General features: G+C 72.3%; 16 protein-coding genes and 1 pseudogene. 7 read left to right on the forward strand and 10 right to left on the reverse strand.

Features of this window, described 5'->3' with window-relative positions:
* From ACZ4WH_RS36335 to ACZ4WH_RS36345, 3 genes are all read right to left on the reverse strand, one after another.
* Positions 1-476, reverse strand: a 476-nt coding sequence (locus ACZ4WH_RS36335; RefSeq protein WP_468188931.1) for an alpha/beta fold hydrolase, incomplete at its 3' end; no start/stop codon positions are given.
* A gap of 334 nt (positions 477-810) precedes the next feature.
* Positions 811-1827: a LysR family transcriptional regulator gene (locus tag ACZ4WH_RS36340; RefSeq protein ID WP_468188933.1), complete on the reverse strand. Its 1017-nt coding sequence runs from the start codon at positions 1825-1827 to the stop codon at positions 811-813.
* A 373-nt stretch (positions 1828-2200) separates the two neighbouring features.
* Positions 2201-4198, reverse strand: coding sequence for an AfsR/SARP family transcriptional regulator (locus ACZ4WH_RS36345; protein ID WP_468188935.1), 1998 nt, complete (start codon positions 4196-4198; stop codon positions 2201-2203).
* A 450-nt stretch (positions 4199-4648) separates the two neighbouring features.
* On the opposite strand from ACZ4WH_RS36345, the gene ACZ4WH_RS36350 reads away from it, so the two are divergent.
* Complete coding sequence (locus ACZ4WH_RS36350) at positions 4649-6037, forward strand: dihydrolipoyl dehydrogenase family protein (RefSeq protein WP_468188937.1); 1389 nt, start codon at positions 4649-4651, stop codon at positions 6035-6037.
* 190 nt (positions 6038-6227) lie between these two features.
* On the opposite strand, the pseudogene ACZ4WH_RS36355 reads toward ACZ4WH_RS36350, so the two are convergent.
* The 4 genes and pseudogenes from ACZ4WH_RS36355 to ACZ4WH_RS36370 form a co-directional block, all read right to left on the reverse strand.
* A pseudogene (locus tag ACZ4WH_RS36355) lies at positions 6228-6338 on the reverse strand (DUF2630 family protein); the annotation flags it as partial.
* Between the two features lie 115 nt (positions 6339-6453).
* Complete coding sequence (locus ACZ4WH_RS36360; RefSeq protein WP_468188940.1) at positions 6454-7719, reverse strand: FAD-dependent monooxygenase; 1266 nt, start codon at positions 7717-7719, stop codon at positions 6454-6456.
* 156 nt (positions 7720-7875) lie between these two features.
* Complete coding sequence (locus ACZ4WH_RS36365) at positions 7876-10773, reverse strand: ATP-binding protein (protein ID WP_468188943.1); 2898 nt, start codon at positions 10771-10773, stop codon at positions 7876-7878.
* Between the two features lie 233 nt (positions 10774-11006).
* Complete coding sequence (locus ACZ4WH_RS36370) at positions 11007-11993, reverse strand: LysR family transcriptional regulator (protein ID WP_468188945.1); 987 nt, start codon at positions 11991-11993, stop codon at positions 11007-11009.
* Between the two features lie 391 nt (positions 11994-12384).
* Between ACZ4WH_RS36370 and ACZ4WH_RS36375 the strand changes: the two genes are divergently transcribed.
* The 5 genes from ACZ4WH_RS36375 (at position 12385) to ACZ4WH_RS36395 (ending at position 17759) form a co-directional block, all read left to right on the forward strand.
* A complete protein-coding gene (locus tag ACZ4WH_RS36375; protein WP_468188947.1) occupies positions 12385-12567 on the forward strand; it encodes a hypothetical protein in 183 nt (60 codons plus the stop codon).
* A 139-nt stretch (positions 12568-12706) separates the two neighbouring features.
* Complete coding sequence (locus ACZ4WH_RS36380; protein ID WP_468188950.1) at positions 12707-13552, forward strand: alpha/beta fold hydrolase; 846 nt, start codon at positions 12707-12709, stop codon at positions 13550-13552.
* A gap of 90 nt (positions 13553-13642) precedes the next feature.
* On the forward strand, positions 13643-16384 hold the full coding sequence (locus tag ACZ4WH_RS36385) for an ATP-binding protein (protein ID WP_468188952.1): 2742 nt from the start codon (positions 13643-13645) through the stop codon (positions 16382-16384).
* Positions 16385-16539: 155 nt separating this feature from the next.
* On the forward strand, positions 16540-17046 hold the full coding sequence (locus ACZ4WH_RS36390; protein ID WP_468188955.1) for a DUF302 domain-containing protein: 507 nt from the start codon (positions 16540-16542) through the stop codon (positions 17044-17046).
* 227 nt (positions 17047-17273) lie between these two features.
* Positions 17274-17759: a DUF1269 domain-containing protein gene (locus tag ACZ4WH_RS36395; protein WP_468188958.1), complete on the forward strand. Its 486-nt coding sequence runs from the start codon at positions 17274-17276 to the stop codon at positions 17757-17759.
* Positions 17760-17799: 40 nt separating this feature from the next.
* Here ACZ4WH_RS36395 and ACZ4WH_RS36400 read toward each other — a convergent pair whose 3' ends face one another.
* Together ACZ4WH_RS36400 and ACZ4WH_RS36405 are read right to left on the reverse strand one after the other, a co-directional pair.
* On the reverse strand, positions 17800-18564 hold the full coding sequence (locus tag ACZ4WH_RS36400; protein ID WP_468188960.1) for an MBL fold metallo-hydrolase: 765 nt from the start codon (positions 18562-18564) through the stop codon (positions 17800-17802).
* Positions 18542-20260: an FAD-dependent oxidoreductase gene (locus tag ACZ4WH_RS36405; protein WP_468188963.1), complete on the reverse strand. Its 1719-nt coding sequence runs from the start codon at positions 20258-20260 to the stop codon at positions 18542-18544. Before ACZ4WH_RS36405 ends, ACZ4WH_RS36400 begins: the two co-directional genes overlap by 23 nt.
* Before the next feature lie 180 nt (positions 20261-20440).
* On the opposite strand from ACZ4WH_RS36405, the gene ACZ4WH_RS36410 reads away from it, so the two are divergent.
* Positions 20441-20917 (forward strand): VOC family protein, encoded by a 477-nt coding sequence (locus ACZ4WH_RS36410; protein ID WP_468188966.1) that lies wholly within the window; start codon positions 20441-20443, stop codon positions 20915-20917.
* Positions 20918-21002: 85 nt separating this feature from the next.
* Here the strand turns inward: ACZ4WH_RS36410 and ACZ4WH_RS36415 are convergent, their stop codons facing one another.
* Entirely contained in the window at positions 21003-23309 is a 2307-nt protein-coding gene (locus ACZ4WH_RS36415) for a molybdopterin-dependent oxidoreductase (RefSeq protein WP_468188968.1), read from the reverse strand.
* Positions 23310-23378: the final 69 nt, after the last annotated feature.

The raw sequence follows: 23378 nt of genomic DNA on the forward strand, positions 1-23378 counted from the left end.
AGGTCCTCGCCGGTGGGCACCTCGGCGCGGGCGTGCGTCTCGATGTCCTTGCGCCAGCCGTGCATGCCCGGGGCTCCCTTGGGACCGGTCCCGGCGAGGACGAGGCGGCGGACCAGGCGGGGCCTGATCAGCGCGATGTCCTGGGCGGCGAAGCCGCCGATGGAGAAGCCGAGCAGGTCGATCTGCTCCAGGCCGAGGGCGGCGGTGAAGGTGATGATCTGCTGGGCCATCTGCGCGATGGTGGTGGCGAAGGCACCGGTGGAGGAGGCGACGCCGGGGTAGTCGACCAGGATGACCTCGCGTTCGGCGGCGAGCGCGTCGACGAGCGCCGGGTCCCAGTTGTCGAGGTTGCCGGTGAAGTGCTGGAGCATGACGAGGGGGACCTCGCCGCCTGAGCCGAGCCTGCGGTAGGCGTAGCGGACACCGTCGGCCTCGACGAACTGCGTGGGAGCGGTGTGGTGGGTAACAGCGGACATGTTTCTCCCTGCCGGAACGGATCGCAATCTGGGGTGGTGGAGCCGGGGCGGCTTTCCGCGGCTCGCCGTCCGTTCCGGAACGGGCCACGCGCTGCCTCCTGAACAGCATGCGGATCGGGAGTGGAATCTTTGTGGTGCGTGTCGTGACCGGACGGTGTGTGCCTCGGCCGGAGGCGGGTGTCTTGACCGGAGAGTGGGGGCTGCCCGGGAGGTGGGCGGGGCGACCCGGGAGGAGGGCGACCGGGGAGAGTGGAGCAGCGGACGCGGTACCGGAGAGGGGCCAGGCAGCCGGCCCGGTGTACACGACCACCGGGCTGATGCGCCGGAGAGCGTGTCACACGGCGGGGATCACTTCCGTGCCGCTCCCCGCCCGCCGGACGAGGGGACCGGTCGTCTCCGGGAGCCGCCAGACGTCCCCGTGCGCGGCGGCCAGGGACCGGGCCGCGTCGCGACAGGCCGCCACGAAGCCGGCCACGGCCCGGGAGGCGTCGTCGCGCCGCCAGACCACGCTCATCGTGCCGGACAGCCGCTCCAGCGGCACGAACGTCACGCCCGGATACCCGGAGAACCGGAACGATCCCGGTACGGCGGAGACACCCAGGCCGGCCGCCACCAGGTCGGCCACCGCCGAGGGCGCCGTGGGCACGGCGGTGATGCCCACCCCCTCGGCGCCTGCCGCGGCGTCCAGCTGGGCCCAGCAGTGGCTGCGCTCGCGCACGGGAAACAGCACGGCCTGCGCTCCCAGCGCGGCGAGCGGCATCAGCCGCGCTCCGGCACGGGGATGCCCCTGGGCCAGGAGCGCGCTGGTGCGCTCCTCCACCAGTACCTCGCCGGCCAGCCCGTCGGCCGCCGGCGGATCCCAGGTGAGGACGGCGTCGACACGTCCGTCGGCGAGAGCGGCCGCCTGCTGTCCGTCGCGCAGTTCCACGACCGACACCCGGGTGCGGGTGCGGCCGGACCACAGACGGCGTACCGCTTCGGCGAGCAGCCCGCCCGGCGGGCTGGGCATGGGGGCCGAGACCGTCAGGACGGCGGGCCCGGCGTCGGCCGCGGACCGGGCGGCCCGTACGAGGCGCCGGTTGTAGGCCAGAGCGCGCTCCGCCTCCGGTACGACCGTCCGGCCGGCCTCGGTGAGTTCGGCGCCCCGGGGCGTGCGGGCCAGCAGGTCGGTTCCCAGGAGACGTTCCAGCCGGCGCACCTGTCTGCTGAGCGCGGGCTGGGCGATGCCCAGGGCGGCGGCGGCATCCCCGAAGTGCCCTTCCCTGGCCACGGCGAGGAAGGCGCGCAGCAGTCTCGGGTCGATGTCCGGCTCGGCGACGGCCGGCCACGTGTCCGCCTCATACGTGTTCACAGCTGGCTGCCCTTTCTGACGGAGGCCATGGGTCGGCAACCGGCGTGCCCGGTGTCGCCGCGGGAGGTCCGGCGCACCGGGGAGGCATGCGGTACCGGCATCTGCCGATACGGGCATCCGTCGTGGACGCGCCGGTCAGGCTCCGCTCCCACAGGGGCCGTGACCGACCGGGCGGCGACAGACAGGCTGCCGGCGCCGATGGGCCCGCGGTGCCTCCCTACGCCGAACGCCGCCTGGACGGTACCAGGCTGACCCGTGAGGGCCGACGCGGGCCCGGCGTCGAGGGCCCGCGCCAGGCGCTCTCCCCGGAGGTCCCCGGCTCGACCGTGGCCCGCGGGCATACCTTCGCCGCACGAGGTGTTCAGAAGGCCCATTACCCCAGGTGTGCGTCGGCCCGGCCGGGCAGCGGCCGCGCCACGGGCCGCGCGGAACGACGGGAGCGCACGTACGAGCGGCGCGGAGCGGCCGAACGATCCGCTTCCCCGGCACGTTCGAGCTCGGCCGCATAGGCCAGTACGAGCGCGTGCGCGACGTACCAGTCACGGCCCCGGACGTCCAGCAGGCGGGCGCGCACCAATTCCCCGGCGGCCGTGGCCGCCGCGTCCCGCGGGATACCGGCCGCACGCGTCAGGGTGGTCGTACTGATGTCGGAGGTCCGGTGCAGGGGCAGCAGCCGGAAGACCCGCTTGGCCTCGGCACCGAGCGTCCGGTAGGACCAGGAGAAGACACCGCGCACGGCGTTGGCGCTGTCGTCCTCGTCAAAGCCTCCGAGGCTGCCCTGCGCGGCGGCCAGTTCGGCGGCCAACCGGGTCAGCGGCTGCTCGGGACGGCTCGCCGCGCGGGCGGCCACGAGGGCCAGGGCGAGGGGGAGCCGGCCGCAGCGCGCCACGATCTCCTCGACGACGGCCACGCCGGCGTCGGTCCGCGCGGGGCCGACACGCTGGAGGAAGCACGCCGTCGCCTCGGCCACCGAGGGCACGTCCAGGGAGAGCGACCGTGCTCCGTGCGCGGTGGCAAGGCCGGTCAGCCGGCTCCGGCTGGTCACCACGACCATGCACTCGGAGGTTCCGGGCAGCAGCGGCCGTACCTGGTCCGCGTCGAACGCGTTGTCGAGCACCACGAGCACGCGACGCCCGGCCAGGACGCTGCGGAAGAGGGCCGACCTGGCCTCCACGGCGACGGGAATGCGGTGCCGCTCCACGCCCAGGGCCTCCAGGAACCCGTGCAGCACCTCACCCGGATCCACGGGGTCACCGTGGGCCGCGAAGCCGCCCAGGTCCGCGTAGAGCTGTCCGTCGGGGAAGTCCGCCGCCACGCGATGGGCGAAGTGGACCGCCAGCGCGGTCTTGCCGACCCCGGGAATGCCGTCGACGGCCAGGACGCGCAGGCCGTCGCCGACCCGCTGCGCGGTGTCCAGCGCCTGGTCGAGGGCTTGCTCGCGTCCCGTGAAGAAGGGCAGGTCCGGCGGTAGCTGGGCGGGGTCGATCCACGGCGCCGGGAATCGCGGGGACGACGCCGCGGGCGGTGCCGAGGAACCGGTGGACGCCGGTACCCGGGACTCCGCCGGGCTGCCGCGCAGGACGCTCTGGTGAGCGGCCCGCAGCTCCGCCCCGGGATCGACCCCCAGTTCGTCCGACAACCGGGTCCTGATGGTCCGGTACAGCGCGATCGCTTCCGCCTGCTTGCCGTCCGCGGCCAGCACGAGCAGCAGGGACGCCTGGAGCGCTTCGTCGAGCGGGCAGCGGTCGGCGGCCTGCCGCACGGGCAGCAGGACGGAGCCGGCCCGGCCGCAGCCCAGGGCCGCGGTGGCCGCCTCGCACACGACCGGAGCGTATTCGTGTTCCACCATGGCGAAGGCCGGATGTACCGAGGTGACAGGGCCCAGGTCCTCCGCGCAGTGGCCCTGCCACAGTCCCAGCGCCTCCAGATACATGTCGACGGCCGCCGGCAGGTCGCCCGTGGCGGCCGTGGCGCGGGCCTGCCGGACGAGGTCGCGAAACCTGAGCAGGTCCAGACTGTCCGCGTCGACACGGAGCAGGTAGCTCCCCGCCTGCCGGACGAGCCACCGGCCCGACGACCTGATCGGCAGGCCTGGTTCGAGCAGCCGCCGCAGTGAGCCGACATACCGGTGGACCGCGTTCATCGCGCTGACCGGCGGGTCACCGTCCCACAGCAGGCCGATGAGCTCCGTCAGCGGGACGGGCCGTCCCGCGCCCGCCAGCAGCGCGGCGAGGAGCAGGCGTTGCTGGCGGGGGCCGAGAGGGAGTTCCTCCCCGGCCCGCCAGGCCCGTACCGGCCCCAGCAGCGTGAAACGTATCGTTGGCGCCGGATCCTGTTCCTCGCCGCTGCGTCGACGTGGTGTCACGGGCATCGAGGCGTCCTCCTTTCACCGTCCGGACGGTGTTCCGGCAGCGGGTCCGCCGCCTGCGCACCGCTGTACTCCTGCACCGAGGTGGTGCTCCGTTCGGCGGCCACGCCGAAACGGTAGGTCCGGGCCGTTCAGAGGTCATCAGTCGGTTGACTCACCGCGGTGAACGGCGCCCGGCCTCCCGCTGTCGGGGCCGCCGCAACGCCCGTGACGACCCGCGACGTGGGTCCGGGGCGGGCCGGCGGGCATGTCGCCCTGTCGCCGGTGACCGTCGTTCCGCACTCCGTCACGGCCGGAAGGGAAGGGTTTCCCGCATCGCGCCGCGCGGTGGGTGGTCATTCGACTGATGCGTTCACCCGTGAGAGCGGCGAGCATGGACCGGGGCAGCCGGTGTGTGACGCGCCGGCCGCCCCGCCGCACCACTTGTTCACGGCCGAGGAGGACGGAGAGGGAATGAACGTTACGGAGGAACTCGTGGAGGACGTGGATCTGCTGGTGGTGGGTGGCGGCAAAGCCGGCAAGACCCTCGCCATGGACACCGCGCGGGCCGGCGGCAGGGTGCTCATGGTGGAGCGGGGCATGATCGGCGGCACGTGTATCAACGTCGCCTGCATCCCCACCAAGACGCTGGTGACGAGTGCCCGGCTGGCCCGCAGGGCCGGCAGCGCCGAGTCGCTGGGGCTCCGGCTGGGCACACCCCAGGTGGACCTGGAGCTGCTGCGCGCGCACAAGGAGGGCGTCGTCTCCGACATGGTCGAGCTCAACCACCGGCAGTTCCTGGACAGCGGCATGGACTTCGTCCTCGGCACCGCGCGCTTCGTGGCGGAGCGGACGGTGGAGATCCACCTCAACGACGGGGGCCGCCGTGTCGTACGCGGCACCGACGTGGTGATCAACACGGGGACGATCCCGCACATCGCGGCCATCCCCGGGCTCCCCGAGGCGGAACCGCTGACCAGCGAGAGCATCATGGACCTGCGCCGCATCCCGGACAGCCTCCTGGTCCTCGGCGGCGGATACGTGGGACTGGAGTTCGCCCACATGTTCGCCGGGTTCGGCAGCCGGGTGACGGTCCTCGAACGCGGCCCCCACCTGCTGCGGAACGAGGACCGGGACATCGCCACGGCCCTGGCGGCATACCTACAGGAGGACGGCGTCGAACTGATCACCGACGTCACGGTGAAGGAAGTGGTCCGGGAGGGGCGGACGGTGCGGGTGCTGCTGGAGGACGGGCGGAGCCTGACCGCCGACGACATCCTCGCGGCGACCGGCCGGGACCCCGTCACGCGCGACCTGGGCCTGGAGGCGGCGGGGGTGCGGACCGACGACCGCGGGTTCGTACGGGTGGACGACCGGCTGGCGACCGACGCCCCGCACACCTGGGCGGTGGGCGACGTGGCCGGCAGCCCGCAGTTCACCCACGTGTCGCTGGACGACTACCGCATCGTCAAGGCCAACATCAACGGCGGTGCCCGCAGTACGGCCGGCCGGCTGGTGCCCTGGAACCTGTTCACCGACCCGGAACTCGCCCGCGTCGGTCTCACCGAGGAGCAGGCCCGCGCCACGGGCCGTTCCGTCAGGGTCGCGAAACTGCCGGTCAAGGCCATCCCGCGGGCGCGCACACTGCGGGACACGCGGGGTCTGTGGAAGGCAGTGGTCGACCGGGACACCGAGCAGATCCTCGGTGCCGCCCTGCTCGGCCCGGAATCGGCGGAGGTGCTGTCCGTGGTGCAGACGGCCATGTGGGCGGAGATGCCGTTCACCCGCCTGCGGGACGGCATGATCGCGCACCCGACCATGGCGGAGGGACTCAACGCGCTGTTCGCCTCCTGGGTGGACTGAGCAGCGGGCGCCGCCCGCCGTCCGCAACGCCGGCAGCGACCGAAAACTCTTCGGTCGCTGTCGGCATGCTGCGTAATCCTGCACGTCAGACGCGTCCGGGCGGGGAATCAGGGGCTCAAACGACCCAACTTCCGGATATACCCCGTGACCCGCGCCGGCCTCGCGCGTCCTGCCGCGTGCCACGGCTCCGTCAGGACCGGTAGTTCTCCACCTGGGACTGCGGCCGTACACGGGCCTCGTCGGGGTCTTCCCCGAACTCGGTCCTGGCCCGCCGCTGCCGCAGCAGGTCCCAGCACTGGTCCGGGTGTGGTCTCCTGGTTCATCGAGGGTGGGGCGGTCTGGCCGTCGCGCGTCAGACGCGGTGGGTCAGCCCCGATTCTTCCCTTCGCGCCGTCCGGGGTGATCCGTCGTCCGACTTAGCGGCTCGGACGGAAGTCGTCGGTGACGTGACCCGGGACCGTCCATGACCCATGGCCGTTGACCTCGGCCACCTCTGCCTGAGTCAGCTCCTTGTAGCCGCGCGCGATCTTCTCGGCCTCACCGGCGGGCAGGGGACCCCCGTGCTCGGCGGCGCGCGCGATGATCGCCTCCGGTCCCAGCTCCCGGTTGCCCAGCACGATCGCGTTGACCACCGGGCGGCGCGTCTCGTCGTAGCGGCGCAGCGCGGTGTCGGGGTCGCCGTCCCGGGCCAGGTACCAGGCGAGCACCCGGCCGTCGACGACGGACTGGGATCCGCCGTTCATGCCCATCGGGAACATCGGGTGTGCGGCGTCGCCGAGCAGGGTGACCCGTCCGAAGCTCCACCGCGGCAACGGGTCGCGGTCGAGCATGGGGTACTCGAAGACAGCCGAGGACCGCTCGGCCAGCGCCTCCAGGTCGATCCAGGGCAGGCTCCAGTCCGCCAGGCCGGCCCGGGCCTCGGCCGGCGTGATACGGCGGTTCGAGCGGTCCAGCGTTTCGGCGGAGTGTGCGTGCCGCACCTCCAGCACCCAGTTCATCAGGGCTTCGCCGCCCTCGGTCGGCGGGTCGTCGAGCGGGTAGGCGACGAATTTCTCGCCGGGTGTGCCGCCGGCCACCACGATCGAACGGCCGTCGAGGATGTGCGGGAACCGTGCGATCCCGCGCCACATGTGGACGCCGTTCCAGGGGGAGGGCCCTTCGTCGGGATACAGCTGGGCGCGGACGGCGGAGTCGATGCCGTCGGAACCGATCAGCAGGTCGGCGTCCTCGACCGTCGGCTCACCGCTCGTCCGGTCCAGGAAGCGGGTCCGGATGCCGTCGGCCGTCTCCTCGAAGCGCTGGAACAGCAGGCCGATGCGGACGGCGTCCGGCCCCAGGCGCTCGCGCACCGCCGCCAGCAGCATCATGTGCAGCCGCCCGCGGTGCACGGAGTACTGCGGCCAGGCGTAACCGGCCGCGAGTCCGAGCGGCTCCTCCCACACGGGTGCGCCGGTCCGGTCGTGATAACTCAGCCGCTGCGGGGGCAGCGCGATGGCGGCCAGTTCGTCGGCCAGGCCGAGTTCGGCGAGTTCCCGGACGGCGTGCGGCAGCAGGTTGATCCCCACGCCGACGGCCTCGATGGTCCGTGCCGCCTCCCGGACCCGCGGCTGGAACCCGGCGGCGTGCAGACTCAGGGCGCAGGTCAGGCCGGCTATGCCCCCACCCACGATGCTGATTCTCATCGGTCTGTCCCCGGCTCGGACACGTCTGAGGCCGGGGATGCGACGGTGGAGTGCATGTGCGCGATCATAGCCGAGCCCAAGTACGTTCAGCCGCCGGTCACTTGCTCCGCAGACGCACACGTGTCATCGGGACGCCGGTGCCTGCATGTGTGCGCACTACCGCCGGCTCACCAGCCGTGACGACGTCTCGTCGGGGTCGGCGCCGGGGCGCGTCGCCGGCACGCCCCCGGTGCCGGACGCGGGGTCCGGTGTCCGCTCCCGTGGCAGTCCGGCGCGGCTGAGCGCGTCGTGGAGCTGGGTCCGGCTGCTGACCCCCAGCTTGGGGAAGACCTGGTACAGGTGGAAGCCCACGGTACGGGCGGACAGCAGCAACCGTTCGCCGATCTGCCGATTGGTGAGCCCCGCCGCCGCCAGCCGCGCGATCTGCAACTGCTGAGGGGTCAGACGCTCAACCGACCCCGGGTGCCCCTCCGCGTCCCGCACGGGTACCCCGCAGGCGCGCAGCTCTCCCGTCGTCCGCTCCACCCACGGATGCGCCTTCAGCCGCTCGAACACCGTCAGCGCCCGCGCCAGTTCGGCCCGCGCCTCGCTCATCCGGCGCCTGCGGCGCAGCCACTCACCGAACTCCAGCGACACCACCGCCCGCTCGAACGGCCACTGCTCGCCCACCGGGTCCCCCACGACCGTACGGAACAGCCCTTCCGCTTCCTCCCCCTCGCACAGCAACGCCCGCGCCCGTCCGACGAGCAGCCGCAGGCGCGGCGACATCCCCTCGCCCACCCACCGCTCGACCGCGTCGACCACCGCGACCGCCTCTTCGGGCCGCCCCACCCGGACGGCGGCGGCCGCCAGGTCCCCCACGCCGTAGAGGGAGCAGTGGTAGTGCACCGGCCGTGGGTCGGGCCCCGCCGTGAACAGCCCCCGCAACAACTCGAACTCCAGCGCGTGATCACCCTCGGCGGCGGCCACCGCCGCACGCACCGTCGCCATACGCACACCCAGCGCCCGGCTCTCCGACACGTCGAGCCCCCGCACGGCCCGCGCCATCAGCCCCCGGGCGTCCTCCCCGCGCAACGCCAGCACCATCGCGCTCACGTACACGGCCACCCACGCCGCCGACTCCAGCCCGTTCTCCTCCGCCACCCGCCGCGCGTCCTCGGCGGACTCGCACGCCGCCTCCCACGCACCGGCGTCGAACTGCGCCAACGCGAGCGTCTGTCCCACCATGGCGCTGGAGCCCGCGGTCGTCACCGTCCGGAGACGTTCTATCACCGCACTCAGCAACCGCACCCCCAGCGCCGTCTCGTCCAGGATCCAGGCCGCGCCTCCCAGCACGCTCAACCGTCCGGGCACGTCGTCCGCGGCGGCCGCGGCGCGCTCCAGCGCCGCCAGCACACCGCGACGGTCACCGAAGGGGTCACAGCAGGCACGTGCCCACACCTGTTCGTACGCGCTGCCCACGTCGTCCGGGATACGTGCCAGCAGCCCCTGTGCCTGGCGGCGGAAGGTTTCGTCGCCGCTGCAGTACAGAACCACCGCGCTGTGACTGACCGCGTCCAGCGCCGTCACCGGCGAGGCGTCCGTCATGTGGGCGGCCAACGGCAGCAGATGCGAGAGCGCGGCCCTCTGCCGGCCGGTCGCCGCCAGCGCCCACCCTCTCCGCAGCGCCGCCTCGGCCAGCATCCCGGTGTCGTCCGTCGCCGCGACAACCTCGCCCGTCAGCGCCTCCACCCACCACGGCTCGCCCGCGTGCACGGCGAGATCGCACGCGTCCAGCAACCGCCGCGCCCGCGACCATCCCCGTTCGCTCAACTGCGCCGCGCGCTCCAGCGCCGCGGCCGCCACGCGATAGCCGCCCCGCCGACGTGCCCGGTCCGCCGTCTCCACCAGCGCGCCCGCGACCGACTCGTTCGGCGCCAGGGACGCCGCGGCCAGATGCCACGCCCGCCGGTCGGGATCCTCCGCCAGCCCGTCCGCCAGCCGCAGATGCACCTCGCGACGCTCCGCGAACGACGCCGTCCCATACACCACGGAGCGCATGAGCGGATGCCGGAACTCGACCCTCCCGCTCACCAGGCGCACCAGCCCCGCGTCCTCCGCGGCCGCCCACGCCTCGGCGCCGCCGCCAGGCAGCGACGCGGCCGCCGACAGCGCCGCCCGCATGTCCGGCCCGTCCGCGGCCGCCGCGAACAACAGCACCCGGCGGGTGGCCTCCGGCAATCCGTCCAACCGTTCCGCGAAGGCCTTCTCCAACCGGGCCGGCAGCGAGAATCCCGCCCCCACCGCCGTGTCCCACCTCGAAAAGCCCCGCTCCGCGGCGTCCCGCGCCAACTCCACCAAGGCCAGCGGATTACCCGCCGCCAGCCGCAGCACCTGCCCGCGCACCCAGCCCCGGGGAACCACGGGCTGCGCGTCCAGCAAGCGTCCGGCCGCCTCCCCGGACAAGGGCCCGACCGGCACCGGCTCGAGATCGGACCACCCGGGTGCGGACGCGACGTCGCCGCGTACGGCCGCCAGCAGACCCACCGGTTCGCCGGCTATGCGTCGCGCGATGAACAGCAAGGTCTCCAGAGAGGCGGCGTCCAGCCACTGGAGGTCGTCCACGACGATCGTGGCCGGGCGGTGGGTGGCCGCGGCCAGCAGCAGGTTCAGGGAAGCGAGCCCGACGAGCTGCCGCTCGTCACCGCCTTCGGCGTCAGCGGTACGGGCCGGCGCGTGCCGCATGCCGAGGGCGCGGGACAGGGCAGCGCCCTGCGCGGCCGGCAGCCGGGGCAGGTGATGCAGGGCGGGCCTCAGCAACTGGTGCAGGGCGCCGTGTGCGAGCGTCCGCCCGGCCTGGCTGCCGGCGCAGCGCAGGACGGTCCCGCGGCGGCCCGCCTCCGCCGCCACGGCGTGCAGCAGTGTGGTCTTGCCCATGCCGGACTCGCCCACGAGGAGGAGGGCGCCGGCCTCCTCGGCCCGCTCCGGGAAAAGGCCTCGCAGGACACGGGACATCTCCGGCTCACGCCCGACGATCCCGTCCAGCGGGTCCTCGTCCACGCGTCCACGGACCATTGTTCCTCCCCGGCTCCTCGGAATTGAGCGGAAACTATCACGTAACACCCAGGGGGTTCGGATTCTTCCTTTTCGCCGGGAAGTCAAGAACGCGCAGGCGGCCGCCCTTCCAGAAATAATCAAGAAAATGGGGGAGACATTCCAGATTCATTCCACAAGCCGCCCGCGCGGGCCGCCGCCCTGCCGTGGACACGATGCGCGATTTCCCGCGTCGACGCAAACCCGGGTTTTCGTCAACGTGGCCGAGACGTGGCGGGGAGTCTCCAGACATCGGGGTGCGCCGCGGTCAGCCCGGCGGCCGCGGACCGGCAGGACGCGACGAAGGCCTCGGCGACGGCGGAGCCGTCACCGCCGTGCCACACGACGCTCATCCGGTGGTGCAGACCGGGCAGCGGTACGAAGGCCACGTCCGTGTAGCCGGCGAAACCGAAGGACGCCGGTACGACGGACACCCCCAGGCCCGCCGCGACCAGGTCCGGGACGGCGGAGGGAGCCGTGGGCACGGGGGTCAGCCGTACCTGTGCGGCGGCGGCCAGCTCGTTCAGCGAGTCCCAGCAGTGCCCGCGTTCCCGGACCGGGAAGAGAAGCGGGTCCTCGGTCAGCGCGGCCAAGGACATCTCCGGCGCCCCGGCCCAGGCGTGGTGCCGGCTCACGAGTGCGTCGGCGCCCTCTTCGAGGAGCACCTGCGAGTGATCGGTGTACAGGTCCCCGCCCCAGGTCAGAGCCGCGTCGACGCGGCCGTCCCGCAGTGCGGCGGCGACATCGCAGTCGTCCAGTCCGACGACCGAGACCTGCATGTCCGGGTGCGTGGCACGGAAATGGCGCACCGCCTCGGCCAGCAGTCCGCCGGGAGGGCTGGGCAGGGGAGCGGAGATCGTCAGCGTGCGCGCTCCGTACTGCCCCGCCGCCGATCTCACCAGGCGGACGAGCCGACGGTTCTGGGCGATGGACTGTTCGGCATGCGGCAGCACGAGCCGTCCCACGGTGGTCAGCCGGGCACCCCGGGACGTGCGGGTGAACAGGGGCGCCCCCAGCAGGCGTTCGAGTTGCTGCACCTGCCTGCTCAACGCCGACTGGGCGACCATGAGACGGTCCGCGGCACGACCGAAGTGACCGTCCCGGGCGACGGCCAGGAACGCCCGCAGCAGTCGTAGGTCGATGTCGGGCTCGGAACGCGCCACCTGTAGAGCCGCCAGGGCGACGGGGGAGGAGTCTGTCACTTCGGACCTGCCTCGGTCTCTTGTACGGAACCACTTGGGACACGGATACGCGCACGGGCGGCCGTCGAGGGGTCAGGGGCCGCGGTCTCGTTCAGGCTAGGAGCCCTCACCCGGGGATCCATCAGTCGACTGACTGTGCTTTCCGAGAGGGTGGCGACACCCCGAGGTCCGGGACACGCCTTCCGCCGAGGGGCCAGTCACACGACGGAGGCCCGCCGCGCGCCGGTCCGAAAGGCTGGTGGGAACACAGGCTCGTCGCGGAGGTGTGACGATGGAAGCGTTCGACGGGGCACGGCCGTGTCCCACCCCTCCGACACTCCCGCCGCCGGGTCCGCCCCCCACCGGGAGCCACCGCGCCCTTCCGGCTCCCGGCCGGCCGGCGCGGTCGGGTGTGACCTCTCCGGTCTGGCAGCGGTATTCGATGTGCCGGTTCGACGGGCATGCGACGTCCGCGGCCGACCTGACCGTGCTCCGCCGATGGCTGGAAGACACCTATCTCACGGTCCCCTCCGCCGGCGAGGGCGCGCTCCTGGACTGGGCCACCCTCACCGAGAGCCTGCTGCCGCCCGTCTGACACCGGATCCTCACTGGCTCCGGTCACGCCTTCCTCATGGTCAAATGTCCGATGCCCCGGCCCCGGCCCGTCGTCACACTCGACGGCACACGTCGCCTCCCACCCGAACGGGAGGCAAGGCCACGGCGGAGGCTCCGAGATGTACACCGACGCACCGAACGACGTCGTCCACGCCCCCAACGGCGTCACATACGCCTATCGGCGCTGTGGTCCCTCCGGCTCACAGCCGCCGCTGCTCATGCTCCACCACTTCCGCGGCACCCTGGACAGCTGGGACCCGGCACTGGTCAACGCCCTGGCGACGGAACGCGACGTCATCGCCTTCGACAACGCCGGGGTCGGTCTGAGCACCGGCCACACCCCCCGCACCATCGCGGAAACGGCGGTGGACACCCTCGCCTTCATGACCGCCATCGGGGTGCGGCAGGCGGACCTGCTGGGATTCTCGATGGGGGGCTGCACGGCACAGGAGCTGGCCCTGCTGCGCCCCGCAGTCGTCCGCCGCCTGGTGCTGGCGGCCACCGCCCCGCGAGGTGGCCCGGGCGTCTTCGGCTGGCCCGACGGCATCTTCGCCCGCGCCGACGCCGACCAGCCGAGCCTGGCGGACTACCTGTACGTCTTCTTCAACCACACCGAGTCCAGCCAGCGCAGCGGGCTGGAGTTCCTGGGCAGGTACATCGAGCGGGAGCACGACCGGGACCTGCCGGCGCGCCGAGCGGCCAGGCAGGCGCAGTACGAGGCGATGAACGAGTGGGGCATCCCGGACCACGGCGCTCTGCGCAGGCTCTCCGCGATCAGGCAGCCCGCGCTCGTGGTGCACGGGGACAGCGACCTTGTCACGCCGCCCGCCGCGTCCCGCGTGCTCGCGGGCCTGCTGTCCGACGCACGGCTGAAAACGTATCCCGACTCCGGTCACGGCTTCCTGTTCCAGCACCACGGGGAGGTCGCGCGGGATGTGCTGACCTTTCTGGCCGAAGGAGCCTGAAACCTGGCCGATACCAGTCGACCGACAGATGCGTTACCTACCCGCCGGCAGCCACTATGTGAGTGTCGGCAGGGGCAACCGTCCTCCGGCGTGGGAGGAACGTTGTCGTTGGTGGGCCGTACGTCCGAGTCACACGCTCTCGAAGCACTGCTGGCCGAGGCGGAGAATGAAGGAGCAGCGCTGCTGCTGCAAGGCGACCCCGGGGTGGGAAAGACCGCTCTGCTGGAAGCCGCGACCGCCCACGCCCGGGCGAGCGGACTGCGCCTGCTCCAGGTCGTCGGAGTCGAGAGCGAACAGGGGCTCGCGTTCTCCGCGCTGCACCAGCTCCTCTATCCGCTCTTCGATCACCTCGCGGACCTGCCGGCCTTCCAGAGCTGCGTGCTGGAACAGGCGCTCTCGATCCGTGAGGGCTCGGCGCCGGGACGCTTCGCCATCTCGGCGGCGGCGCTGGCGCTCCTCCAAGCCGCGTCCAAGGGGCGGCCCCTGTGCGTGGTGGTGGACGACGTGCACTGGATCGACCGCTCCAGCGCCGAGGTGCTGACGTTCATCACCCGCAGGCTCAGCAGTTGCCGGGCGGCCTTCATCATGGCCGCGCGGAGCGGAGCACACGGCTCCCTCGACCCCACGGGCCTGCGCGTGCTCGACGTCGGTCCGCTGCCGGCCCCCGACGCGTTGGTGCTGCTCGACAGTAGTCACCCGGGGCTGGCCGAGACGACCAGGCGGCGGCTGCTGGACGAGTCCGAGGGCAACCCGCTCGCCCTGGTGGAGCTGCCGAGCCAGCTCACCGACGCCCAGCGTGACGGCGCCGAAGCCCTCCCGGCGAACCTGCCGCTCAACAGCCGGCTGGAGAGCGTGTTCGCCGACCGCATCCGGCAGCTCGGCTCCGTGACACGTTTCGCCCTGCTGCTGACGGCCCTGGACGGGGAGCGCCCCGGCAACCTGGGGGACATCCGGGCGGCCTTCGGCACAGGGGCCGAGGAGTGGGACGACGGCCTGCTGGAGACGGGCGAGCGCACCGGACTGGTCCGCGTCGACCACGTCGCGGAGCAGGTCACCTTCCGGCACCCCCTGGTCCGCTCCTGCGTGGTGCACATGTCCCCGGCCGGGCGCCGCAGAGCCGCACACCGTGCGCTGGCCGAGGTCCTGAAGACGGAGCCGGAGCGACGCGCCCTGCATCTCGCCCACGCCGCGGACGACCCCGATGAGGCGGTCGCCGTCGAACTCACCCGCGCGGCGGAGCGGGCCATGGCCCGTGGCGGTGCCGCGGAGGCCGTCACGGCGTACCGCCGTGCCGTCGAACTGAGCGAGGACCCCACCGAACGCGGACGCCGACTGGAGCAGGCCGCGTTCGCCGCCGGCATCGCCGGTCTCCTGGGAACGGCCCACGAACTGGCCGGCCAGACCGCGGAATCGCTGCGGGGGGCGGCGGCCGCGGGCTACGTGCAGTTCCACCGGGAGGGAGACATCGACGCGGTCTACCGCATCCTGCCCCCCGCCATGGAGGCGGCGCGCGGAAGCACCCTCCCGAAGGACGTGGACGCGTACGACGACGCGTTCTACGTCCTGCTCAACGCGGCGGTGTGGGGAGGCCGTGCGGAACTGTGGCCCCCCGTGTACCGCGCGCTCGACCGGATCTCCGAGTCCGCGCGCATGTGCTTCGACTGCGTCGCCGACCCCGCGCGGACCGCTCATGACGTGCGGGAACGACTGGACAAAGCGACGGCCGCGCTGTCTCCCGACACGCCCCTGTGGCGTGTCACCTGGCTGATCTACACGGCCATGTACCTCGACTGCTTCACGTACTACGACGGTGTGTGGCGGGAGGCCGTCGGGCACGGCGCGTACGACAGCCTGCGCTTCGGCGTGGTGGCCAGGGCCCACGAGGCTTTCATGCGGGGTGAATGGGACAAGATCCAGGCGATCGCGTCCCAGGGCTTCGCGGATGCCAACGAGCACGAGTACAACCTCATCCACATCATCTTCACGTACGGACTCGCCATGGTCGCGTCCGGCCGCGGGGACGAGGCAGCGCTGCGCCGGCACTGCGACACGATCACCGCGTGGGCCCAGCCGCGACGCATGCAGTTGCTGATGTCCACGGTGAACGAGACCTGGGCCCGTGCCGCGGTCGGCCGCGGGGACTTCGAGGAGGCCTATCTGCTGACCTCCGCGCTGACCCCGCCGGGAGAACTGCCCTCCCACTTCCCCCATTTCTCGCGTGTGTTCCTGGACCTGGTGGAGTCCGCGGTGCGCACCGGCAGGACCGAGGCGGCCCGCGCACACGTCGAGGCGGGGCGGCAGGCGCGTCTGGACACCATCTCACCGCACCACGCGGTCATCCTCGCCGCGGCCGCCGCGGTCGCCGCGCCCGACGACGAGGCGGGCGCGCTGTACGAGGCGGCCCTCGCGGTCCCGGACGCCTCCCTGTGGCCCTTCGAACACGCCCGTCTCCGGCTGTGGTACGGCGAGTGGCTCCGCCGGCGCCGGGAGTACACGGCCGCGCGCGTCCAGTTGAGCGTGGCGCTGGAAGTGTTCGAGCAGCAGCTGAAGGCCCCGCTCTGGGCGCAGCGCGCGCGGGACGAACTGCGCGCGGCCGGCGTGGGCGTCGGGGTCGCTGACGCCAGGACCGGGGTGAAGATGAGCGCACAGGAGCGTCGTATCGCGGAACTCGCGGCGAGCGGTCTGTCCAACAAGGAGATCGGCCGGCAGCTCAACATCTCGCCCCGCACCGCGGGCGCCCACCTCTACCGGGTGTTCCCCAAGCTGGGCATCACCTCCCGCGCCGCCCTGCGCGACGCGCTGCAGGCCTTCGACGAAGGGAACGGCACCTGACAGCCGTGCCGCACGGCGGTCGTTCTTCTTGGCACGGTTGCCCGATGGTGCAGAATCGGGCCGCCGGGCCGCCCGTCGGATACGTGTGCGCCGCGCGTCAGCCACCGCGCCGTTATGGTCGACATCGATCGACCGAGCACCAGCCAGGAGGCGAAATGACTACGTTCCCCGTGCGGCGTCTGGATGTGTCCGTGCCGTCCGTGTCCGACTTCCGGCAGAGCTACGAGGCCGCCGTACCACCAGTACCGGAGGAGGAGCTGGAGTCGCTGATCCGCCGGGAAGCCTCCTGGTCGGAGATCACCGGGCTCATCGCCTCGGCGGCCCCGCACGGTTTCATGATCTTCGCCAAGAACGCGGCGCACCCCCTCTTCCGCCGCGCCGGACACCAGGCGGTCTGCTTCTGGTACCTGATGGGCAACCACACCATCGCCGAGCGCATGTACCGCCACGACCCGCGGACCATGCTCTACGCGCCGCTGCGCACTGTGATCTGGCAGGACGAGGCCGGAGCGGCCTGGTTCAGCGTGGACCAACCCAGCACCCACTTCGCCGGACTCGGCATCCCCGAGGTGACCGAGGTCGGTGTCGAACTCGACCGGAAGCTCGCCGCCCTCCTCGACTTCCTCGGTACGGACGTGCCGGACGAACTGCTGCGGAGCTGACCCGGCGCGGCACCGACATACATATCTGCAGCGGTGACTGTCTTGGGTATGCTGTCCACCGATCCGGGCCGCGTACATGTCTTCCCCTGCGTCTCGCCGGCGGACCGCGCCGGCACGGTGCCGGGCCGCGGACCCCGGTGCGTACCGGCCTTCTTCTGTTCTCGCGTGATCGCACACGACGCCTTCCGGGCCGTCGTCATGTGAGGCGATCCTCGAAAGGAGCCCCCGTGGCCACTCTCACCGTGTGGAAGTTCCCCACCCCCGACGGCGCCGACCGCGTCGAGGAAACCCTGCTGTCCCTGCAGAAGCAGGGGCTCGTGCAGGTCCACGACGCGGCGGTCGTCACCTGGCCGGAGGGGCGCAAACGGCCCAGGACCAAGCAGCTTCACAACCTCACCGCCGCGGGCGCGCTGTCGGGCGCCTTCTGGGGCCTGCTGTTCGGCCTGATCTTCTTCGTGCCCCTGCTCGGCGCCGCCGTGGGCGCTCTCAGCGGTGCGCTGGGCGGCTCGCTGGCCGACGTCGGCATCGACGACGACTTCATCGAGAGCGTCCGTGGCGAGGTCGGGCTGGGCACGTCCGCCCTGTTCCTGCTCACCTCCGACGCGGTCGTGGACCGCGTCCACGAGGCGTTCCCCCACGGGACCGCCCGGTTGATCCACAGCAACCTGTCCGAGCAGGAGGAGGCCAGGCTGCGCGAGGTCTTCGAGGCGTAGCGCGGGAATCGGGAGGCCGGGGGGACCTCGTCCCCCGGCCTCATCGTACGGCGTGCTGCCGGGCGCGTGCGACGGCCCGCTTCACGCTTCCCCGGTGCGCCGGTCCGTGTCCGGGCAGGATGACCTCGGCGTCGACACCTTCCAGCACGTCCAGGGAGCGCAGGGCTTCGGACCGGTCGGTGTCGAACATGGCGGGGAGGAGCTGAGGGCCGGCGATCCGGGACGTCGGATGGGCGGTGACCAGGGCGTCACCGCTGATCAGAATGCCGCTGCCGGCCAGCAGATAGGCGCAGTGCCCCTCGGTGTGCCCCGGAGTGTGCACCGGCTCCGGCGCGCCGGGCAGGTCCAGGGGACCCGGTGCGGGGAACGGCGCGGGCTCGGTGACCGGCACATGTGCGGTGCCCCCGGCCCGGATGGCGTGGACGGCCCAGGGCAGCACACCCGGGCGCCATGCCTGCGTCAGCACCTGTCCTACGGAGACCTGGTGCAGGTGGTCCCGCCGCGCGTGGGGAACCTCCTCCTCGTGCATCAGGACCGGTGTGCCGTACGCGAGCCGCAGGCGCTCCGCGGCACCTATGTGGTCGTTGTGGGCGTGCGTCACCAGGATCGCGCGCACGGCTTCCGGCTTCAGACCCAGCGCGTCCAGGGAGGCCAGCAGCAGCTCGTGGTCGTTCGGATATCCGGTGTCCACCAGTGTGGCGTCGGCACCGTCCTTGACGATCACCCAGTTGGTGCTGCTGCCCGACACCAGATGGACACCGTGGCCGATGTGGACGATGTCGTCATCGCGCAGTCGCTCGCTCATGAGTGTTCCCGCCTCGAATCGTCGCGAGGTACTGGTGGACCGAGCGCACGGCACTGGCGCCGTCACCGACGGCGGCGGCGACCCGCTTCATCGAGGCCAGACGCACGTCACCGGCGGCGAACACGCCGGGCACGCTGGTCTCGTACGGCAGCGGTTCGCGCCCCAGTTCCTTCCAGCGCGGTCCGAGGTCCTCCGTCGACAACTGCCGGTCCGTCGGCACGAACCCGTCCGGGTCCAGGACCACTCCACCGAGCCATGTCGTCGCCGGACGGGCCCCGATGAAGCAGAACAGACCCGCGCAGTCCATACGGCGCGCCCCCGTGCCTTCGGCCCGGGTGGTCAGGGACACACCGTCCAGGTGGGGCCTGCCGTGCAGCGCCGTCACCTCGGTGCCGGTGAGCACGGTGATCCGCGGATCGTTCACGATGCGTTCCACGAGGTACGCGGACATGCGGGCACCGAGATCGGGTCCCCGTACCACCAGGGTGACCTCGGAGGCGTACCGGGCCAGGTGCAGGGCGGCCTGGCCCGCGGAGTTGGCGCCGCCGACCACGGCGACCGGCCGGCCCGCGACCGCCTGGGCCTCCAGGTCGGTGGCCGCGTAGTAGATGCCGCAGCCGGTCAGTTCCGCCCAGCCGTCGAGAGGGAGCGCCCGGTACTCCGCTCCGGTGGCGACGATCACCGCCCGCGTCTCGATGCGGGTTCCGTCCACCAGGGTCACGACGTGGTCCGGGCCCTCGGTGCTCAGCCCGACGACACCGCACGGACTGGCGAGGTGCACACCGAATTTCAGCGCCTGTACGGCGGCACGCGCGGTCAGATCGGCTCCGCTGAGCCCGAAGGGGAAACCGAGGTAGTTCTCGATACGTGCGCTCGTGGCGGCCTGGCCGCCGACGGCCACCCCGTCCAGCAGCACCGTTTCCAGGCCCTCGGAGGCGCCGTACACCGCGGCCGCCAGCCCCGCCGGACCGGCACCCACGACGGTGAGGTCGGCCGAGCCGCGCCCGGTACGGCGGTAGGCGAGGTTGAGCTGCTGGCTCAGCACGCCCGGCGTCACACGGGGCGTCGCCTCGCGCGACGACAGAGCCGCGGGCAGGTCCTCCTCGGTGAGACCGGACGAACGCATCGCGTCCGCGCCCTGCGGGGAGCCGCTGTCCAGCCACCGGTGCGGCACACCCTGACGGTCCAGGAAGGTGCGCATGGCCAGGCCCGCGGCCGATCCGGCGTCGCCGACGATCCGCAGGGTCTGCTCCGTCGCCTGGCGCAGCAGCCGGCGCCGGGCGAGGATCGCGCGCAGGAGCAGGTCGGAGAGTTCGGTCTCCTGGGCCATCAGCCGGCGGAAGGCCGCCGGTTCGACCCGGTGGATCGTGCCGCCGGTCGCGACACGTACGGTCAGCCCGCGCCGCTGCCCGGTGAGCAGGTTGAGTTCGCCGGCGAACTGGCCGGGGCCGTGCGTCATGAAGAGGTGCCCGTCACCGCCCTCCGAGGACGGGATGATCGCCTCCAGCGTCGCCGTCTCGCACAGGAAGAGGTCGACCGAATCGTCCTCCACCTGGTAGAGGACGTCTCCTGCCCGGACCTCCTCGCGGCTCGCGTACTGGGCGGCCCGTGCGAGCTGACCGTCGTCCAGGCGCACTTCGGCGGCGGTGGCGAGATCGTCGGGACGATCACCGATCTCGGGGAATGAGGTTGCCATGCCCGAAGAATGCCACCGGGTCACACCGCCGGGCCACGGATCGCCCTCCGTGTGTGGCTCAGGCGGCGCACATGTGCACGCGAGGACAGTGTGCGTGCACGAACGGTTCCACATGCCCGAGGAGTATGTTCGGTGGTGCCCCTGACAGCGGGGCACGTGTATCCGAGGAGTGTGTTCCATATGTCCGCCCGACCCGTGGTGCGGGGCCTGCACCACATCAAGATTCCCGTGTCCGATCTGGAGCGGAGCATCGCCTGGTACGGCTCCGTCCTGGGCGCACGCCGCCTTGAGGAGTTCGACCACGTCACCCGGGACGGGGAGCTGTTCGCCGTCATCCTCGACGTCCCCGGTGCGGCCGTGCCCGTGGAACTGCGTCTCGACCCGGCGACCGCCGGACGGCTGGCCGGCTTCGACCCGCTGACCTTCACGGTGACGGGCCGGGCCGAACTCGACGGCTGGATCCGTCACCTCGACGCGCTCGGCGTGCCGCACTCACCGGTCATCGTCGCCCTGGTCGGCCACCTCCTGGTGGTTCCCGACCCCGACGGTGTCCGGCTGCGGTTCTACACCGACGAGCCCCACGGACTCGGCGCCGAACACGTGGACTTCGCGTCCCCCTGGCTGCGCACGGACACGCTCCCGGCCACGGACGCCTGACCGGCGCCGAGACGGCGGCGTCAGGGACGCGCACCCCGAAGGGGGCTCGAGACCCGTGCCGTGCCAGGCCCGCCGTCGCCGCCGGTCAGGTGCGCATCAGCGCGTGCACGCGGTCGCTGTCCCGCTGGGCGGTCTCCCGTTCCTCGGGCGTCGGCCGCTCCAGTCGTACCGGCATGTCCTTGTGGTGCGGCGTGCCGGCGATCGGGTCGCGGTCGGTGGCGTCGGTGAGCAGATTGATCCGCGGGCCGTGGGTGACACGCCCACCGCGGCCGTCGGGGACCGACATGCCGAAGCCGTGGGGCAGGGCCACCTGCCCGGCCCGCAGCGTCTCGTCGGCCTCGGCCCGCGCGACCAGGCGGCCGGTCCTCGACACCACGGCCACCCAGTCGCCCGGGGCGACACCGGCGGCGGACAGGTCCTCGGAGCGGGCGCGCAGCGCGCCGTCCGGGTCGCTCCTGCGCCACGCGGGCGGGCGCAGGATCTGGTTGGCGTTGTGGCTGCGGCGCTGGCCGTTGATCAGGGACAGCGGGAACGCTGGGTCGCGGCGGTCGGCGGCCGGGTCCAGGGACGTGAGCCAGGTGAGCAGTTCCGGCACGGCGAGCGTGACGCGTTCGCCGCGCATCAGGCTCCACACCTCGTCGTAGGCGTGCTTGCTGAAGGCGAGACCGCTCGGTGACCGCAGGACGCGGTCGAAGAGTTCCTCGCCGAGTGCGGTCCCGGACGCCTCGGTGTCCAGCGCCCGTTGGACGGCGGGTCCCAGCCGGTGCGCGGCGGTGTGGCAGCCGGGCCACAGGACCGCCGCGGAGGCCGCGCCGTCGGGCAGCGTACGGCCGAGCGTGCGGTACAGCAGGACGGGGGCGATGCCCGGGGCCTCGCGCAGGGTGGCGGCGGCGTGCCGCAGCAGGTTCGGCCGGTCGGCGCGGGCCAGCTCCGTGAGCCGGTCCAGCTCCGCCCGGTCCGGCAGGGCGCCGAGCTTCTCCAGGAGCCGGGTGTAGATCTCGGCCTCCACCAGGGTGCCCGGCAGCGGAGTGAACAGCGGCCGCCGGAGCTGGAAGTAGTTCGTCGGCCACTCGAAGTCGAAGAACGTCCACTCCCACTTCTCGTGCTGCGAGGCCGCGGGCAGGACGTAGTCGGCCAGCGCCGCCGTCTCCGTGTAGGCGATGTCGACGACCACCGACAGTTCACATTCCGAGAGGGCGCGCTCGACGGACGCCGTGTCCGCCGCGGTGTTGGCCGGATTGGACGAGTCCACCCAGACGGCACGGGCCCGGTGCGGATGGTCGGCGAGGACCTCTTCGGCCAGGGTGTTCATGGGCAGGTAGCCGCCGATGTACTCGAACCCGGTGATCTCCGACCGCTCCCCGTGGGACTCCTTCCACAAGGGGATCAGCCAGGAGTGCAGGGCGTTGGTGCCCGGCCGGCCGAAGTGCCCGGTGACCAGGTACAGCAGCTTCTCCAGGTAGCTGTTGAGCGTGGAGTTGCGCCCCTGCTGGACGCCCAGTTCGACGCGGACGGTCATCGCCCGCGCGGCCAGGATCAGCTCCACGGCCCGCTCCACCTCCGACCGTGGCACCTCGGCCTGGGCGATCCACTCGTCGACGGGGATGCGGAGCAGGGCGTCGGCGACCTGTTCGTAGCCCTCGGTGTGTTCCCGCAGGAACGCCTCGTCCGCGCCGCCGCGCCGCACGATCAGGGCGAGGATCGCGCCCAGCAGGTAGGCGTCGGTGCCGGGCCGCAACGGCAGGTGGACGTCGGCCGCATCCGCCGTCTCGGTACGCCGCGGATCGATGACGATCATCTTCCGGCCGGGGTCGTTCTTGATGCTGTTCACCTCGGTGCGGGCCCGGTTGAAACCGTGCGCCAGCCACGGGTTGCAGCCGATCGCCACCAGGAGGTCGCACTCCTCGACGCCCTCGGACGTGTGGCAGACCTGCCCGCCGAACAGTTTGCCGTTGACCCAGAAGTCCCCGGTCTTCTCCTGCGACAGGGCGCCGAAGAACCGTGTGGAGTTCATCCAGCTCATCAGCGCGTTCCCGTACGCACCACCGGAGTGGTTGCCCTGGCCCCCGCCGCCGACGTAGGCGAGCGCGCCGGGGCCTCCCGGTTCGGTGGTGTCCCGGATGTCGCGCAGGCGCCCAGCGATCTCGGTCAGCGCGGTATCCCAGTCCACGGGCTCGTGGCCGCCGTCGGGGCGGCGGCGCAGCGGTGTGGTGAGACGGTCCGGGTGGTCGCCGTACCACGTCAGCCGCTGCGCCTTCTGGCAGAGGTAGCCCCGGGTGCGCGGGTTCTCCTTGTCGCCGCGGACGCGGGTGATCGCACGCTGGTCGATCGCGACCTCAAGACCGCAGTTGACGTAACAGAGGCTGCACGCTGTCTTGTGCCAGTCGGTCATACCTGTTTCCCGCTTCCGCGACGGCCCAGCACCGGGTCTTGGCCCGCTCGGCGAGCGGGCCAAGACCCG

It is taken from the genome of Streptomyces sp. NPDC029138, assembly GCF_055564375.1.